The organism is Variovorax sp. ZS18.2.2 (assembly GCF_024701975.1).
GTDB lineage: Bacteria > Pseudomonadota > Gammaproteobacteria > Burkholderiales > Burkholderiaceae_C > Variovorax.
Map to the genome: position 1 here is coordinate 2112147 of NZ_JANLNM010000001.1, position 13751 is coordinate 2125897.

Sequence of the window (13751 nt, forward strand, 5' to 3'; positions counted from 1 at the left end):
AAGGTGACGGTGGTTGTCTCAGGCGGCGAGTCGGTTCTCGGCCAGGAAGTCTTGCGCAAAACGCTGCAGCACACCGCCCGCCTCGTAGATGGACACTTCCTCGGCCGTGTCGAGCCGGCAGGTCACCGGGACCTGGAGCGTTTCTCCGCTCTTGCGGTGCACGACCAGCGTCAGGTCGGCGCGCGGCCTGGGCTCGCCGACCACGTCGTAGGTTTCGGTGCCGTCCAGGCCCAGCGTGAGGCGCGTGGTGCCGGGCTTGAACTCCAGCGGCATCACGCCCATGCCGAGCAGGTTGGTGCGGTGGATGCGCTCAAAGCCCTCGGCCACGACAGTCTCCACGCCGGCCAGCCGCACGCCCTTGGCGGCCCAGTCGCGCGACGACCCCTGGCCGTAGTCGGCGCCGGCCACGATGATGAGCGGCTGCCGGCGGTTCAGGTAGGTCTCGATGGCCTCCCACATGCGCACGACATTGCCCTCGGGCTCGATGCGCGCGAGCGATCCCTTCTTCTGCACACCGCCCTCCACCGCCATCTCGTTGACGAGCTGCGGGTTCGCGAAGGTAGCGCGCATGGCTGTCAGGTGGTCGCCGCGATGCGTGGCGTACGAGTTGAAGTCTTCTTCCGGCAGGCCCATCTTCGCCAGGTACTCGCCAGCGGCGCTGTCCAGCAGGATCGCGTTGGAGGGCGACAGGTGATCGGTCGTGATGTTGTCCGGCAGGATGGCCAATGGCCGCATGCCGCGCAGCGTGCGCGGCACGGCAGCGAGCGCGCCCACGCCCTCGCTGTCCCAGTACGGCGGGCGGCGGATGTAGGTCGATTGCGGCCGCCAGTCGTACTGCGGGCTCACCTTCTCGCCGTTGTCCGCATGGATCGCGAACATCGGCTCGTACACCTTGCGGAACATCTCGGGCCTGACGGAAGCCGCGACGATCGCATCGATCTCCTCGTCGCTCGGCCACAGGTCGGCCAGGTGAATCTCCTTGCCGTCGACCACGTCCAGCACGTCGCGCTCGATGTCGAAGCGCATCGTGCCCGCGATCGCGTAGGCCACCACCAGCGGCGGCGAAGCCAGGAAGGCCTGCTTCGCATACGGGTGGATGCGCCCGTCGAAGTTGCGGTTTCCCGAGAGCACCGCGGTGGCGTACAGGTCGCGCTCGATGATCTCCTGCTGGATCTTCGGGTCCAGCGCGCCCGACATGCCGTTGCAGGTGGTGCAGGCGAAGGCGACGATGCCAAAGCCCAGCTGCTCCAGGTCGTGCAGCAGGCCGGCGTCGCGCAGGTAGAGCTCGACCGTCTTAGAGCCCGGCGCCAGCGACGACTTGACCCACGGCTTGCGCTTCAGGCCCAAGCGGTTGGCGTTGCGCGCAAGCAGGCCCGCGGCGATCACGTTGCGCGGGTTCGAGGTGTTGGTGCACGAGGTGATGGCCGCGATGATCACGGCGCCATCGGGCATCAGCCCTGCGGCCTCCTGCAGCCGGGCCTCGGCCAGGCCGACGGCGATGTCGCGCTCGACCAGTTGCGAGGTCGGCAGGCGGCGGTGCGGGTTGGAGGGTCCGGCCATGTTGCGCACGACGCTCGAGAGGTCGAACTTCAGCACCCGTTCGTAGCTCGCGGTTTTCAGCGCATCGCCCCAGAAGCCGGCAGTCTTCGCATACGTTTCGACCAGCGCGACCTGCGTGTCTTCGCGGCCCGTGAGCCGCAGGTAGGTGAGCGTCTGGTCGTCGATATAGAACAGCGCGGCGGTGGCGCCGTACTCGGGGCACATGTTCGAGATGGTGGCGCGGTCGCCAATCGTGAGGCCCCGCGTGCCTTCGCCGAAGAACTCCAGGTACGCGCCGACCACCTTTTCCTTGCGCAGGAACTCGGTGAGCGCCAGCACGATGTCGGTGGCGGTGATGCCTGGTTGGCGCCGACCGGTCAGCTCGACGCCGACGATGTCCGGCAGACGCATCCACGAGGCGCGGCCCAGCATCACGTTCTCGGCTTCGAGGCCGCCCACGCCTACCGCGATCACGCCCAGCGCATCGACGTGCGGCGTGTGGCTGTCGGTGCCCACGCAGGTGTCGGGAAAGGCCAGGCCGTCCTGCACGTAGACCACCGGCGACATCTTCTCCAGATTGATCTGATGCATGATCCCGTTCCCCGCCGGGATCACCTCCATGTTGGCGAAGGCGCGTTTCGTCCAGTCGATGAAATGGAAGCGGTCTTCGTTGCGGCGGTCTTCGATCTGGCGGTTCTTCTCGAACGCTTGCGGATCGAAGCCGCCGCACTCCACGGCCAGCGAGTGGTCCACGATCAACTGCACCGGCACCACCGGGTTCACCTGCGACGGATCGCCGCCCTCGGCCGCGATGGCATCGCGCAAACCTGCCAGGTCCACCAGCGCGGTCTGGCCCAGGATGTCGTGGCACACCACGCGCACCGGAAACCACGGAAAGTCGCGATCGCGCCGCCGCTCGATGAGCTGCAGCAGGCATTCGTCGAGGATGGAAAGGTCGCAGCGGCGCACCAGGTTCTCGGCGTGCACGCGCGCGGTGTAGGGCAGCGTGTCCCAGGCGCCGCTTTGCAGCGCGTCGACCGCGGCGCGGGCGTCGATGTAGTCCAGCGCGGTGCCGGGGAGTTGTTTTCTGTGTCGTGGGTTCATCGGGGGAATCGGAAAGCGGCTCAGACGCGCGCCGCGATCGGCACGAACTTCAGGTCTTCCGGACCGGTGTAGTTCGCGCTCGGGCGAATGATCTTGTTGTCCACGCGCTGCTCGATCACATGCGCAGCCCAGCCACTGGTGCGCGCGATCACGAAGAGGGGCGTGAACATCGCCGTGGGCACGCCCATCATGTGGTAGCTCACCGCACTGAACCAGTCGAGGTTGGGGAACATCTTCTTGACCTCCCACATCACCGTCTCCAGCCGCTCCGCGATGTCGAACATCTTGGTGGAGCCGGCCTCCTCGGACAGCGATTTCGCCACGCCCTTGATCACCACGTTGCGCGGATCGCTCACCGTGTACACCGGGTGGCCGAAGCCGATGACGACCTCCTTGGCTTCCACGCGGCGGCGGATGTCGGCCTCGGCTTCATCGGGCGCGTCGTAACGCTTCTGGATCTCGAAGGCGACCTCGTTCGCGCCGCCGTGCTTGGGGCCGCGCAGCGCGCCGATAGCGCCGGCAATGGCCGAGTGCATGTCGCTGCCGGTGCCGGCGATCACGCGCGCGGTGAAGGTGCTGGCGTTGAATTCGTGCTCGGCGTACAGGTTCAGCGAGGTGTGCATCGCGCGCACCCAGGCTTCGCTGGGCTTCTCGCCGTGCAGCAGATGCAGGAAGTGGCCGCCGATCGAATCGTCGTCGGTCTCCACCTCGATGCGCTTGCCCTGGCTGCTCCAGTGGTACCAGTACAGCAGCATCGAGCCGAGCGAGGCCATCAGGCGGTCGGCGATGTCGCGCGCGCCGGGCAGGTTGTGGTCGTCCTTCTCGGGCAGCACGCAACCCAGCGCCGAGACACCGGTGCGCATCACGTCCATCGGGTGGGCACCCGCGGGCAGGCTCTCCAGCGCGCTCTTCACGTTGGCCGGCAGGCCGCGCATCGCCTTCAGCCGCGTCTTGTAGGCCTTGAGCTCGGCGCGTGTGGGCAGCTTGCCGTGCACCAGGAGGTGGGCGATTTCCTCGAACTCGCAGACCTCGGCGATGTCCAGGATGTCGTAGCCGCGGTAGTGCAGGTCGTTGCCGGTGCGGCCCACGGTGCACAGCGCGGTGTTGCCCGCGGTCACGCCCGACAGGGCGACGGATTTCTTGGGCTTGAAGCCGGCGGGAGCGGTAGTTTCGGTCGTGGTGGTGGTCATGCGGTTTCCTTGTTCAGATAAGAGCGATCGATGCCAGCGGGACGGCCGGCGGCGTCGACCGCCACCATCTCGAACACACCCTTGAGGACTTCCTCCGCCGGAACGCCCGGCACGTCGGCGATGCCGGTCACGCACACGGTCATCGAGCAACGGCCGATGCGGCTGACCCAGCCGCGCAGGATGAGCTGGTAGCCCACCGGCACGGGAGCGAGAAAGGCGACGCTGGTCACGCCGGCCATCACCACCTCGCGCTGTGCCAGGCCGCGGGCTGCCAGGAAGGCCGCCTTGCTCATCAGTTGCAGGCCCTGGCCGGCGAAGAGCGTGCCGCGGTGATTGGCATGCACCGGCAGCACCAGCTCGCGGAGTTCTATTGTTCCAACGGGTGTCGTCATGGTTCGCAATCTACGCAGATTGCGCCCTTTGCATAAGGACTGAAAGGGCGAACTCTTGCGAAGTCGATCGCTTCGTTCTGCGAATCTTGTGAATATTCGCCATGGCACCGTCTCGCGCCCAGGTCACGGGAAACGACAACCGGGCGAATGGGAGGTGCCACCCGACTACCGAAGTTTTACGGGATAGCGCTATGGCCGCAGTCCTTTGCGCCATGGTGCAATCCGCCTCGTTAGAACGAACGATCGTTCTTTTTAACCGTCGATTCGCCAGCGGCTCGACGTCGTCCCGGGCGCGATGCCGGCGATCACCATTCGCCTGCCCTCATGCGGGTTGTCGCCTCCGGGATCAACGCAGCCGTCACCGGCAAGCGTTGGCTCCCCTGTTTCTCCAGCCGTAGCCGTTCCCGGCGCGATGCCTCGCGTTGCGGAACACCCGAACGACAGACAGAACATTCAGGAAGAAGACGTCGCATGCCAATCTCAAGAATCCCGACCTTGCTGGCGCTGCCCGCCATGGTCCTGGCGCTCGCCTCACCCGCCGCCCCAGCCCTCGCCCAGACCTCCGCCGAACTCTGCCGGGTAGCCACCCCCGCGGAGGCCGCCCGCTACACCACGCCCCTGCAGTCGCCGGGCATCGTCTCGCCCATCGACGGCACCTGCTGGATCCCCGCGCTGACGATCCCCAGCTTCGACGGCACCAAGCTCGCGGCCAACCTGTTCCTGCCCAAACGCACGAGCAGCACGCAGACCTTTCCGACCATCGTGATGATCGCCAGCTGGTCCGCGCCCGGCCGCGTCGAATACATCGGCCAGCAGCAGCGGCTTGCCAGGGACGGCTACGTGGTCGCGAGCTACAGCGCGCGCGGCTTCTGGCTGTCCGAAGGCCTGGTCGGCGCGGCCGCGCCGGAAGACGTGCGCGATGTCTCCTCGGTGATCGACTGGCTGCAGGCCAACGCGCCGGTCGATGCGAACAACATCGCGGCCAGCGGCATCTCCTACGGCGCCGGCCTCTCGCTGATGGCGCTGGCCAAGGATGCGCGGATCAAGACCGCGGTGGCGCTCTCCGGCTGGGGCACGATGGCCGACGAGCTCTACGCCCGCAGCACCGGCAACGTGACCTGGGGAACCATCCTCAGCCTGGGCACCGTCGTGGGCCGCCCCGCGCCCGAGGTGAACCAGTACATGCAGGCGCTGATGGACCCCGACACCCCGGCCGCGAAGATCGCCGAGATCACCGCGTGGTCGAAGGTGCGTTCGCCGTCCAGCTATGTGGATGCGATCAACGCGCGCAATGCGCCGGTGTTCATCAGCAAGAACTTCCAGGACGACCTGTTCACGCCCAACTCGTCGCTCGCGATGTTCGCGGCGCTCACGGGGCCGAAGAAGTTCGTGCTCAACCCGGGCATCCACGCCTCGGCCGAGCTGACCGGCGCGTTGCTGGGCGCCGACAACTACCCGTACGACCAGGCGCACCGCTGGTTCGATCGCTGGCTCAAGGGCGTGCAGAACGGCGTGGACACCGAACCCAAGGTGACGATGCAGGTCAAGTTCAGCGACCGCCGCGAATCCTTCGCCACCTGGCCCGCGCCCGAACTGAGCGACCAGACCTACTACCTCGGCCCGCGCGGCGCGCTGCGCTTCGACCTCGGCTGCCTGTGCGGCAAGGGAGACAAGGGCTCGATCTCGTCTTCGCCCAATGCCACGCGCGGCTCCGACCTGATCCAGAACTTCTGGGACACCACGGCCACCAGCGGGCCGATCCCGGTGCTCTCCACGCTCGGCGAAACCATCAACCTGCCGGTGGTCAATTCGCTGCTGACGGTGGGCCTGTCCACCGGCGTGCGCTACGAAGGACCGGCGCTCCAGAGCACGAAGAAGATCCGGGGCATCGCCAAGCTGAACCTGCGCGTCACGCCGACACAGGCACGCTCGCAGGTGTCGGCCTACCTGTACGACGTGGATGCGATCGGCACGGGCGTGCTGATCACGCACGGCGCGGCCACGCTGCACTGGGCCACGGCGGGGCAGACGGTCGATCTGCCGATCGACTTCTCGGCCACCGCGTACGACATTCCGGCGGGCCACCACATCGGCGTGGTACTGGACACGGCGGACAGCCTGTACGCGTCGCCGGTCAATCCGGGCGAGCGTTTCGGGGTGCGCTTCGAGTTCGACCCGGTTCTGCAAGCGACGCTGGTCGTGCCGACGCGCTGAGCTTCACCTTCGCGGGGGACACAACGCGTCAGTCGGTGTCCCCCACGTCGTCCATCGCCATCAGGTTCGCATCGTCGCCCTCTTCCCTGGGGCCTGTGCCCAGGTCCTCCGACAGCCCCTTGAGCACGACGTAGCCCGCCTGCAGCGCATCGCCGTATGTGGCGAAGCCTGTCGCGGCCTCCATCAGCGGCTCGAACTCCATCGAGTTGTCGAAGGATTCGAGGAGCACCCAGAAATAATCCCCGGCGTCGTGTTGGTCGACGGTGAGGGCGATGGAGATGAGTTGGCCAGCCATGGGCGCATGGTGGCGGGGTCAAGTGACAGTCGCGCGAAACGGCTGTGAAGGTTCTGCTGCCGCAGTGGAACCCGGCAATCGTGTGATCTGGTTGGCAGGCCCGCCGATGAACCGTCGCCAAAACACTACGTTCCTGCGCGTATCCGGCCTTCACGGCTGACACGGCAATCGGCGATGCTCGGGTCATGTCCACGGCGCGTTCCCCACTGTCCTTTCGCCCCGGCTGGCGCATTGCAGCGTCGATCTATACGGTCGCCGGCGTGGTGTGCGTGCTGGGCAGCGCGGCCGTTCCGGAAAGCGATGTGGGCATGCTGGTCGCCATCGCGGGTGGGCTGCCGTGGTCGCTGGGCCTGCTCACGCTCGATCTTTCGCCCGGCGTGGCGAACACCGCGCTGCTGCTGCTCGCGGGCAGTTGGGCAGTCAATGCGGGGCTGCTGTGGTGGCTGGCGCTGCGGCCGCGCGACTCGGCGTTCCAGGGCGACGCCAGCGTGCCGACCAGCGCCGCGAAGCGGACGCGATAGACCTTCGAGGCTTCGGCGCCGCGCGCTGTCATTGCGCAACGGCGGCCATTCGCACACCAACGGATCGTGCGAATATTTGGATGCGATCATTCCGCATGCATGCGCCCACGCATCGCACATCCAAATCCAAGAACAAAGGAAGACAAAAGAATGCCCAGACCCCAGCATCCCAATTCGCCGCTGATCGGCGTTCCCGGCGGCCGCCACCTGCTCGACACCCCCGCCCTGCTGATCGACCTGCCCGCGATGACCCGCAACATCGAACGCATGGCCGCCTTTGCCAAGGCGCGCGGCATCGGCCTCAGGCCGCACGTGAAGACCCACAAGTCGATCGAGATCGCGCGGCGCCAGGTGGCCGCGGGCGCCATCGGCGTGAGCTGCGTCACCCTGGGCGAGGCGGAAGTCATGGTCGACGGCGGCATCCGCAGCGTGCTGATCACCTCGCCCGCCGTCACGCCGAGCAAGATCGCGCGCCTCGTCAAGCTCGCCGAGCGCGCGGCGCCCGGCGGCGTGATGGTGGTGGCCGACAACCTGGCCAACGTGGCCGACCTGGCCCGGGCCGCGAGCGGGCTGCTGCATCCGCTGCCTGTGCTGGTCGACTACGGCGCCGGCTACAACCGCACCGGCGCCGCGAACGAGGCGCAGGTGCTCGCGCTCGCCGCAGCCATTGCCGCCGAGCCGGGCCTGCGGCTGCGCGGCCTTCAGGCCTATGCGGGCAACCTGCAGCACATCGTGGCGCGCGAAGAACGCAGCGCGGCGGCCGCGGCACTGCGCGAAACCGTGGCGGGCATCGTCGCGGCGGCCCGGCGCAAGGGAATCCATTTCGAGATCGTCACCGGTGCCGGCACCGGCACCCACGACCTCGATTCGGAGCAGAACGCCTTCACCGAACTGCAGGCCGGCTCCTATGTCTTCATGGACGCGGAATACACGCAGGTGCTGGCCGCCGGCACCGAGCCTTCGCCCTTCGAGGTGGCCCTCTTCGTGCAGACGGCCGTGGTCAGCACCAATGCGGCGGACTGGGTCACGGTCGACGGCGGCACCAAATGCTTCGCCACGGACAGCGGCGTGCCGCTGGTCGCTCGCGGTATCGATGCCGCGAGCCGCTACGCCTTCTTCGGCGACGAGCACGGCAAGCTGATGCCGGCGGGGACGCGGCCCGCGCTGGGCACGCGCATTGAGTTCGTGACGCCGCATTGCGATCCGACGGTGAACCTGCACGACGTCTATCACGTGGTCGAAGGCGGCGCGCTGGTGGCGATCTGGCCGGTGGATGCGCGCGGGAAGCGATAGCCCATTGCGGACGGCGTACTCGGCATAAGGAAACTCGGAAAGCGTATTTCCCAAGACGGGTGCGGCCGGGGCACAGTCCGGGTCCAATGCCCATCCTCCAAGACACACCGCGCCCGACGCGCGCCCCCGATGTGGCGTCGGCAGCGCCCTCCTCGCAACAACTGCTCGCGCGCTTTCGCCCCATCTTCAACCGCATCGCCGTGCACGCGGCGCAGCGCGAAAACGACCGCGAACTGGCCCATGAGCCGGTCGCCTGGCTCAACGCCGAACGCTTCGGCGCCCTGCGCGTGCCTGCCGAATACGGCGGCATCGGAGCGTCGGTCGAGCAGTTGTACGACCTGCTCATCGAGCTCGGCGAGGCCGACTCCAACCTGCCGCAGATCCTGCGCGCGCACTTCAGCTTCATCGAGCGGCTGTTCGCGGAGATCGATCCGTCGCTGCATGGCCCGTGGATGCGGCTTGCGGCCGAAGGCGTGATCTTCGGCAACGCCACCACGGAACTGGGCGAAGGCGCGCTCGGCGCGCTGCAGACCACGCTGTCGCGCGACGGCGATGCATGGCGGCTCGACGGCGACAAGTACTACAGCACCGGCACGCTCTACGCCGACTGGATCTCGGTCTCGGCCCAGCGCCTGAACGCCGACGGCAGCAGCGACCGCGTGATCGCGCTCGTGCCCTCGGAAGCCGAAGGCGTGGAGCGCGTCGACGATTGGCGCGGCTTCGGCCAGCGGCTGAGCGCATCGGGCACCACGCGCTTTCGCAACGTGCGGGTGAAGCCCGAGAACGTGCTGCTCTACGTGCGCGACCAGCCGACGCCGCTCACCGCGCATTTCCAACTCACGCATCTCGCCACGCTGGCGGGCATCGCACGCGCCATCGTGCGCGACGCGGTCGCCTTCGTGCAGCCGCGCAAGCGGGTCTACAGCCACGGCAGCGGCGACACGCCGCGTGAAGATCCGCTGGTGCAGCAGGTCATCGGCCAGCTGGCGAGCACCGCGTTCATCGCGGCGTCCACCGTGCAGGCCGTGGCGCGCGGGCTCGGCGAGGTCGACCGCTTCCGCCAGCGCGGCGAAGCCGTTCCCGAGAGCCTGCTGTTCGAGGTGGAACTCAACACCGCGAAGGCGCAGGCCGGCATCGTCGATGCGGTGCTGCAGGCGGGCACGCGGCTCTTCGACATCGGCGGCGCCTCGGCGCTGCAGGAAGACCGCCGGCTCGACCGCCACTGGCGCAACGCGCGCACGCTGGCATCGCACAACCCGACGATCTACAAGGGGCGCGTGGTCGGCGATCACCTGCTCAACGGAGCGAGGCCGACGTTCTACTGGGCGGTGGGAGCGATTGCGGCCTGACGGCGCAAGAAAAGCGGAGGCCTCAGACGCGAGGCAGCGCGGCGAGAAAAGTGGAGACAACGATCGCGGCAGCGCGATCCAGTTGCAGGATGTCGGCCACATCGAAGGCGTGTGGCGCGGTGCGTCCACTCGCGCCGAGGGGCTTGCGGATCTCGACAAGCACTTCGGCCGCGAGTTCGCGATCGCTGCGCGGTCCGCCGTCGGGGTGCATCACCCACTCATCGACTTGATCGAACGGAATGCTGCGGAAGACCCCAACGATGGGGATGTACTTGTAGCGATCCTCGCCCACCAGGATGGGCACACTGAGGTTACAAAAGAACGTGGTCGTCGACATGCGGGGTCGCCGTCGCTAGGCAAAGCGTTCGATTGTTAGGGAGTGCGAGTTCAGGAGCCATCCTTCCAAGGGACTACTCCCCGACAAGACGTGACCTTCTGCACACAAATTGATTCCATTTCCTTTCATCCTCCCTATAAAACAACTACTTAATTCTTACACACAGATACCCGATGTGTGTTAAATGCCGATTTCTTCGAGAACCGAAGTGCATAAATCGTTCGGAAAGGAAGGCGCCGCACTCCTTTTTCGGAGCGCGGACGATGCAACACAAGGGTGGCTTGCCGGTCAGGCGGGTGGATCGAAACGCGGTGCGCGCCGCTCGATGTTGGCCTTCACGGCTTCGACTTGGTTCGCGCTGCCGATCAGCGCCTTCTGCTCGACCGACTCGGCCATCAGCAGCTCCGCTGCGCCCTCTGACATCGCCGCGTTGAGCAGGCGCTTGCCGGCGCGAATCGCATCGGGACTCTTGCCCGCGATCTCGTGCGCCATCTGCAATGCCTCGGCCAGCGGGTCGGCCGAGAGGCGCGTGGCAAAACCGATCTGCAGCGCCTCTTCGCCCGAGAAGATGCGCCCGGTGAAGGTGAGCTCGCGCACCACGTCGTTGCGTGCCAGTTCGCGCATCAACACCATGCCGGCCATGTCGGGCACCAGGCCCCATTTGATCTCCATCACCGACAGCTTCGTGTCGGGCGCGACGATGCGGATGTCCGCGCCCAGCGCCACCTGAAGACCACCACCGAAAGCCACGCCGTGCACGGCGGCGATGACCGGCACCGGCACCTCGCGCCAGACCATCGCGACGTGCTGCGCAGCGTTGGAGACGCCATGGGTGCGCTTCACCAGATCGGCCCCTGCCGCGCCCTCACCCAGCACGCCCTCGCCCGCGCCCTGCTGCTGCATGCGCTCGAACGAGGCCATGTCGAGCCCCGCGCAGAACGCCTTGCCGCGGCCGGAAATCACCACGGCGCGCACCGCCGTGTCGGCGCGGAGGGCCTCGCCGGCTTCGATCAGCGCATCGAACATCGCGGGGTCGAGCGCGTTCATCTTGTCGGCGCGTGCCAGCTGCAGTTCCACCACGCCGTCGGGGTGGAGGGTCCATTCGATGCGATCGCTCATGCGTGTCTCCTTGTGGATTTCGTTGTGGGTTTTGGCCAGTATCGCCCGGCGCGGAGGCTCGGCGATGATCGCGGCTGTCGCCTACCCAACACCCCTGCCATGCCGCTGGACCGTCGCCACTTTCTTCTTCAATCGGGTTCGGCCGCCGCCGTGGTCGCGCTGTTCGGCCAGTCCCATGCAGCGCCGGTTACCGGGCGCGGCCGCACTGCCACTGCCGGCCATGCGCTCGGCTTCACGGCCGTCCCCGCGTCGCTGCGCGATGCCGTCGCGATCCCGGCCGAATACGAGTGGCAACTGCTCTATGCCTGGGGCACGCCGACGGGCATTGCGGGCCCGATGCCGGCCTTTGCACCGAATGCCGGCAACACCGCCGACGAGCAGGCGCTCCAGGCCGGCATGCACCACGACGGCATGCATTTCTTTCCGCTCTCCGTGCCGGACCGCGCCCTGCTCGTGATGAACCACGAGTACACCGACGAGCAACTGCTGCACGCGGACGGCATCAAGGAATGGACAGCGGAGAAGGTGCGCAAGTCGCTGCATGCGATGGGCGTGTCGGTGATCGAGATACGCCGGACCGCCAGGGGCTGGCAGCAGGTGCGGCCCTCACCCTTTGCGCGCCGCATCCACGGCAACACGCCCATGCGCATCGCCGGCCCGGCCGCGGGCACGCCGCTGATGCGCACCGCCGCCGACCCGGCCGGCGACCAGGTCTTCGGCACCTTCGCCAACTGCGCGATGGGCGTCACGCCCTGGGGCACATATCTCACCTGCGAAGAGAACTTCCACGGCTACTTCGGTGGCCCGAAGGAGGCGGCGAAGGACATGACGGATGCACAGCGCCGCTACGGCACGGTCCCGGGTTCGCAATGGGTCGAATACTGGCGATTCGAGGAGCGCTTCGACCTGAGCCGCCACCCGAACGAGCCGCACCGCTTCGGCTGGGTGGTCGAGATCGACCCCTTCGAACCCGGCGCCGCGCCGATCAAGCGCACGGCGCTGGGCCGCAAGCGCCAGGAGAGCGCCACCTGCACGACGTCGAAAGACGGCCGCGCGGTCGTCTACATGGGCGACGATGCGCGCTTCGAATACATCTACAAATTCGTCAGCAAGGACTCGATCGTCGCCGTGACCGACGCGCCGCAGGCGCCGGCCAACAGCCGCCTGCTCGACGAGGGCACGCTCTACGTGGCGCGCTTCGACCCCGACGGACGCGGCCAATGGCTCGAACTCACGCACGGCCGCAACGGCCTCGACGCGTCCAGCGGCTTTGCCGACCAGGCCGAGGTGCTGATCCACGCGCGCCTGGCAGGCGACATCGTCGGCGGCACGAAGATGGACCGCCCCGAGTGGATCGCCGTGCATCCGCACAGCCGCGAGGTCTACGTCACCCTCACCAACAACAGCCAGCGCGGCGACGCCGGCAAGCCCGCGCCCGATGCCGCCAACCCGCGCGCCAACAACCTCTTCGGCGGCATCCTGCGCTGGCGCGAGGACGGCAACGATGCGGCGAGCACCGGCTTCGCCTGGGACCACTTCGCGCTCGCTAGCGACCCCGCGCAGGCGGGCAGCGGCGCGCGCTATCCCGCCGCCGACGCCGACATGTTCGGCAGCCCCGACGGCCTGCATTTCGACAGCGGCGGCCTGCTCTGGATCCAGACCGACATGAGCGGCCAGGTGATCGGCAAGCCCGCCTACGCGTCGCTGGGCAACAACCAGATGCTGTGCGCCGACCCGGCCACCGGTCGGATCAAGCGCTTCCTGACCGGGCCGAACGGCAGCGAGATCACCGGCTGCGTGGTCACGCCCGACCGCCGCACGCTGTTCGTGAACATCCAGCATCCGGGCGAGGCGCGCGACGATGGCAATGGCACGCCCGTGAGCGCCTGGCCCGACGGCACGACACCGGGCTCCGCGCGACCGCGCTCGGCAACGCTGGCGATCCGTCGTCGCGACGGCGGTATCGTCGGCACCTGACGAGAACAAGGAGACCCATCCATGAGCATCCGCATCGTTCGCCTGGGCACACCGCGCGCACCCGGCGAGGGCCTGCGCGTCGGCACCGTGCGCCGCCCGCCGCGCGGCGTTCCGAAGACCGAGTTCGCCTCGCAGGATTGGTATGACGTCTGGTACCCCAACCTCGCGCCGTCCGCCGAAACGATGAAGCTGGGCCAGGAGGCGCAGGCAACGCAGGAGCCCGCGCAATGGAACGCCTTCGCGCGCAAGTACAAGGCCGAGATGGCCGAGTCCGACGCGAGCCGCAGCCTCGATCTGCTCGCCGCGCTGTCGCACAGCGCCGCCCTTGCGGTCGGCTGCTATTGCGAGGACGAATCGCGCTGCCACCGCTCGCTGCTGCGCGGGCTGCTGGCCGAGCGCGGCGCGGACATCGCGGGCTGAA

The 13751-nt window shown here is 67.6% G+C and carries 12 protein-coding genes; 6 read left to right on the forward strand and 6 right to left on the reverse strand.

Going from position 1 to position 13751, the window contains the following annotated elements; all coding sequences use genetic code 11:
- Positions 1–18: 18 nt before the first annotated feature.
- From acnD to NU688_RS09910, 3 genes are read right to left on the reverse strand one after another with little or no spacing between them, the layout of a single operon-like run.
- The gene (acnD, locus tag NU688_RS09900) at positions 19–2643 is read right to left on the reverse strand and encodes a Fe/S-dependent 2-methylisocitrate dehydratase AcnD (protein ID WP_257860359.1); all 2625 of its coding nucleotides are present in this window, start codon (positions 2641–2643) and stop codon (positions 19–21) included.
- Positions 2644–2663: 20 nt separating this feature from the next.
- Positions 2664–3833, reverse strand: a complete 1170-nt coding sequence (gene prpC, locus NU688_RS09905) for a 2-methylcitrate synthase (protein WP_257860360.1) — start codon at positions 3831–3833, stop codon at positions 2664–2666.
- Complete coding sequence (locus NU688_RS09910) at positions 3830–4225, reverse strand: acyl-CoA thioesterase (RefSeq protein WP_257860361.1); 396 nt, start codon at positions 4223–4225, stop codon at positions 3830–3832. The genes prpC and NU688_RS09910 overlap by 4 nt, the downstream gene beginning before the upstream one ends.
- Positions 4226–4696: 471 nt before the next feature.
- Here NU688_RS09910 and NU688_RS09915 point away from each other — a divergent pair, with 471 nt between their 5' ends.
- Positions 4697–6439: a CocE/NonD family hydrolase gene (locus tag NU688_RS09915; RefSeq protein ID WP_374684627.1), complete on the forward strand. Its 1743-nt coding sequence runs from the start codon at positions 4697–4699 to the stop codon at positions 6437–6439.
- A 28-nt stretch (positions 6440–6467) separates the two neighbouring features.
- Here NU688_RS09915 and NU688_RS09920 read toward each other — a convergent pair whose 3' ends face one another.
- Positions 6468–6734, reverse strand: coding sequence for a hypothetical protein (locus tag NU688_RS09920; protein ID WP_257860362.1), 267 nt, complete (start codon positions 6732–6734; stop codon positions 6468–6470).
- A 185-nt stretch (positions 6735–6919) separates the two neighbouring features.
- On the opposite strand from NU688_RS09920, the gene NU688_RS09925 reads away from it, so the two are divergent.
- The 3 genes from NU688_RS09925 to NU688_RS09935 all read left to right on the forward strand — a co-directional run bounded on the left by NU688_RS09925 (position 6920) and on the right by NU688_RS09935 (position 9897).
- A complete protein-coding gene (locus tag NU688_RS09925) occupies positions 6920–7255 on the forward strand; it encodes a hypothetical protein (protein ID WP_257860363.1) in 336 nt (111 codons plus the stop codon).
- Positions 7256–7405: 150 nt separating this feature from the next.
- Entirely contained in the window at positions 7406–8548 is a 1143-nt protein-coding gene (locus NU688_RS09930) for a DSD1 family PLP-dependent enzyme (protein ID WP_257860364.1), read from the forward strand.
- An 86-nt stretch (positions 8549–8634) separates the two neighbouring features.
- Positions 8635–9897: an acyl-CoA dehydrogenase family protein gene (locus tag NU688_RS09935; protein WP_257860365.1), complete on the forward strand. Its 1263-nt coding sequence runs from the start codon at positions 8635–8637 to the stop codon at positions 9895–9897.
- Positions 9898–9919: 22 nt separating this feature from the next.
- Here the strand turns inward: NU688_RS09935 and NU688_RS09940 are convergent, their stop codons facing one another.
- The gene (locus tag NU688_RS09940; protein ID WP_013542063.1) at positions 9920–10234 is read right to left on the reverse strand and encodes a hypothetical protein; all 315 of its coding nucleotides are present in this window, start codon (positions 10232–10234) and stop codon (positions 9920–9922) included.
- A gap of 288 nt (positions 10235–10522) precedes the next feature.
- A complete protein-coding gene (locus tag NU688_RS09945; protein WP_257860366.1) occupies positions 10523–11353 on the reverse strand; it encodes a crotonase/enoyl-CoA hydratase family protein in 831 nt (276 codons plus the stop codon).
- Between the two features lie 99 nt (positions 11354–11452).
- On the opposite strand from NU688_RS09945, the gene NU688_RS09950 reads away from it, so the two are divergent.
- Together NU688_RS09950 and NU688_RS09955 are read left to right on the forward strand one after the other, a co-directional pair.
- Positions 11453–13330, forward strand: coding sequence for a PhoX family phosphatase (locus NU688_RS09950; RefSeq protein ID WP_257860367.1), 1878 nt, complete (start codon positions 11453–11455; stop codon positions 13328–13330).
- A 21-nt stretch (positions 13331–13351) separates the two neighbouring features.
- Positions 13352–13750: a DUF488 domain-containing protein gene (locus tag NU688_RS09955; RefSeq protein WP_257860368.1), complete on the forward strand. Its 399-nt coding sequence runs from the start codon at positions 13352–13354 to the stop codon at positions 13748–13750.
- Position 13751 lies beyond the last annotated feature (1 nt).

Bases quoted from the DNA above. Each gene is read 5' to 3' on its own strand.
- NU688_RS09950 (WP_257860367.1), top strand. From the start codon at position 11,453: ATGCCGCTGGACCGTCGCCACTTTCTTCTTCAATCGGGTTCGGCCGCC.
- NU688_RS09935 (WP_257860365.1), top strand. From the start codon at position 8,635: ATGCCCATCCTCCAAGACACACCGCGCCCGACGCGCGCCCCCGATGTG.
- NU688_RS09955 (WP_257860368.1), top strand. From the start codon at position 13,352: ATGAGCATCCGCATCGTTCGCCTGGGCACACCGCGCGCACCCGGCGAG.
- NU688_RS09940 (WP_013542063.1), bottom strand. From the start codon at position 10,234: ATGTCGACGACCACGTTCTTTTGTAACCTCAGTGTGCCCATCCTGGTG.
- NU688_RS09925 (WP_257860363.1), top strand. From the start codon at position 6,920: ATGTCCACGGCGCGTTCCCCACTGTCCTTTCGCCCCGGCTGGCGCATT.
- NU688_RS09945 (WP_257860366.1), bottom strand. From the start codon at position 11,353: ATGAGCGATCGCATCGAATGGACCCTCCACCCCGACGGCGTGGTGGAA.
- NU688_RS09910 (WP_257860361.1), bottom strand. From the start codon at position 4,225: ATGACGACACCCGTTGGAACAATAGAACTCCGCGAGCTGGTGCTGCCG.
- NU688_RS09930 (WP_257860364.1), top strand. From the start codon at position 7,406: ATGCCCAGACCCCAGCATCCCAATTCGCCGCTGATCGGCGTTCCCGGC.
- prpC (WP_257860360.1), bottom strand. From the start codon at position 3,833: ATGACCACCACCACGACCGAAACTACCGCTCCCGCCGGCTTCAAGCCC.
- NU688_RS09920 (WP_257860362.1), bottom strand. From the start codon at position 6,734: ATGGCTGGCCAACTCATCTCCATCGCCCTCACCGTCGACCAACACGAC.
- NU688_RS09915 (WP_374684627.1), top strand. From the start codon at position 4,697: ATGCCAATCTCAAGAATCCCGACCTTGCTGGCGCTGCCCGCCATGGTC.
- acnD (WP_257860359.1), bottom strand. From the start codon at position 2,643: ATGAACCCACGACACAGAAAACAACTCCCCGGCACCGCGCTGGACTAC.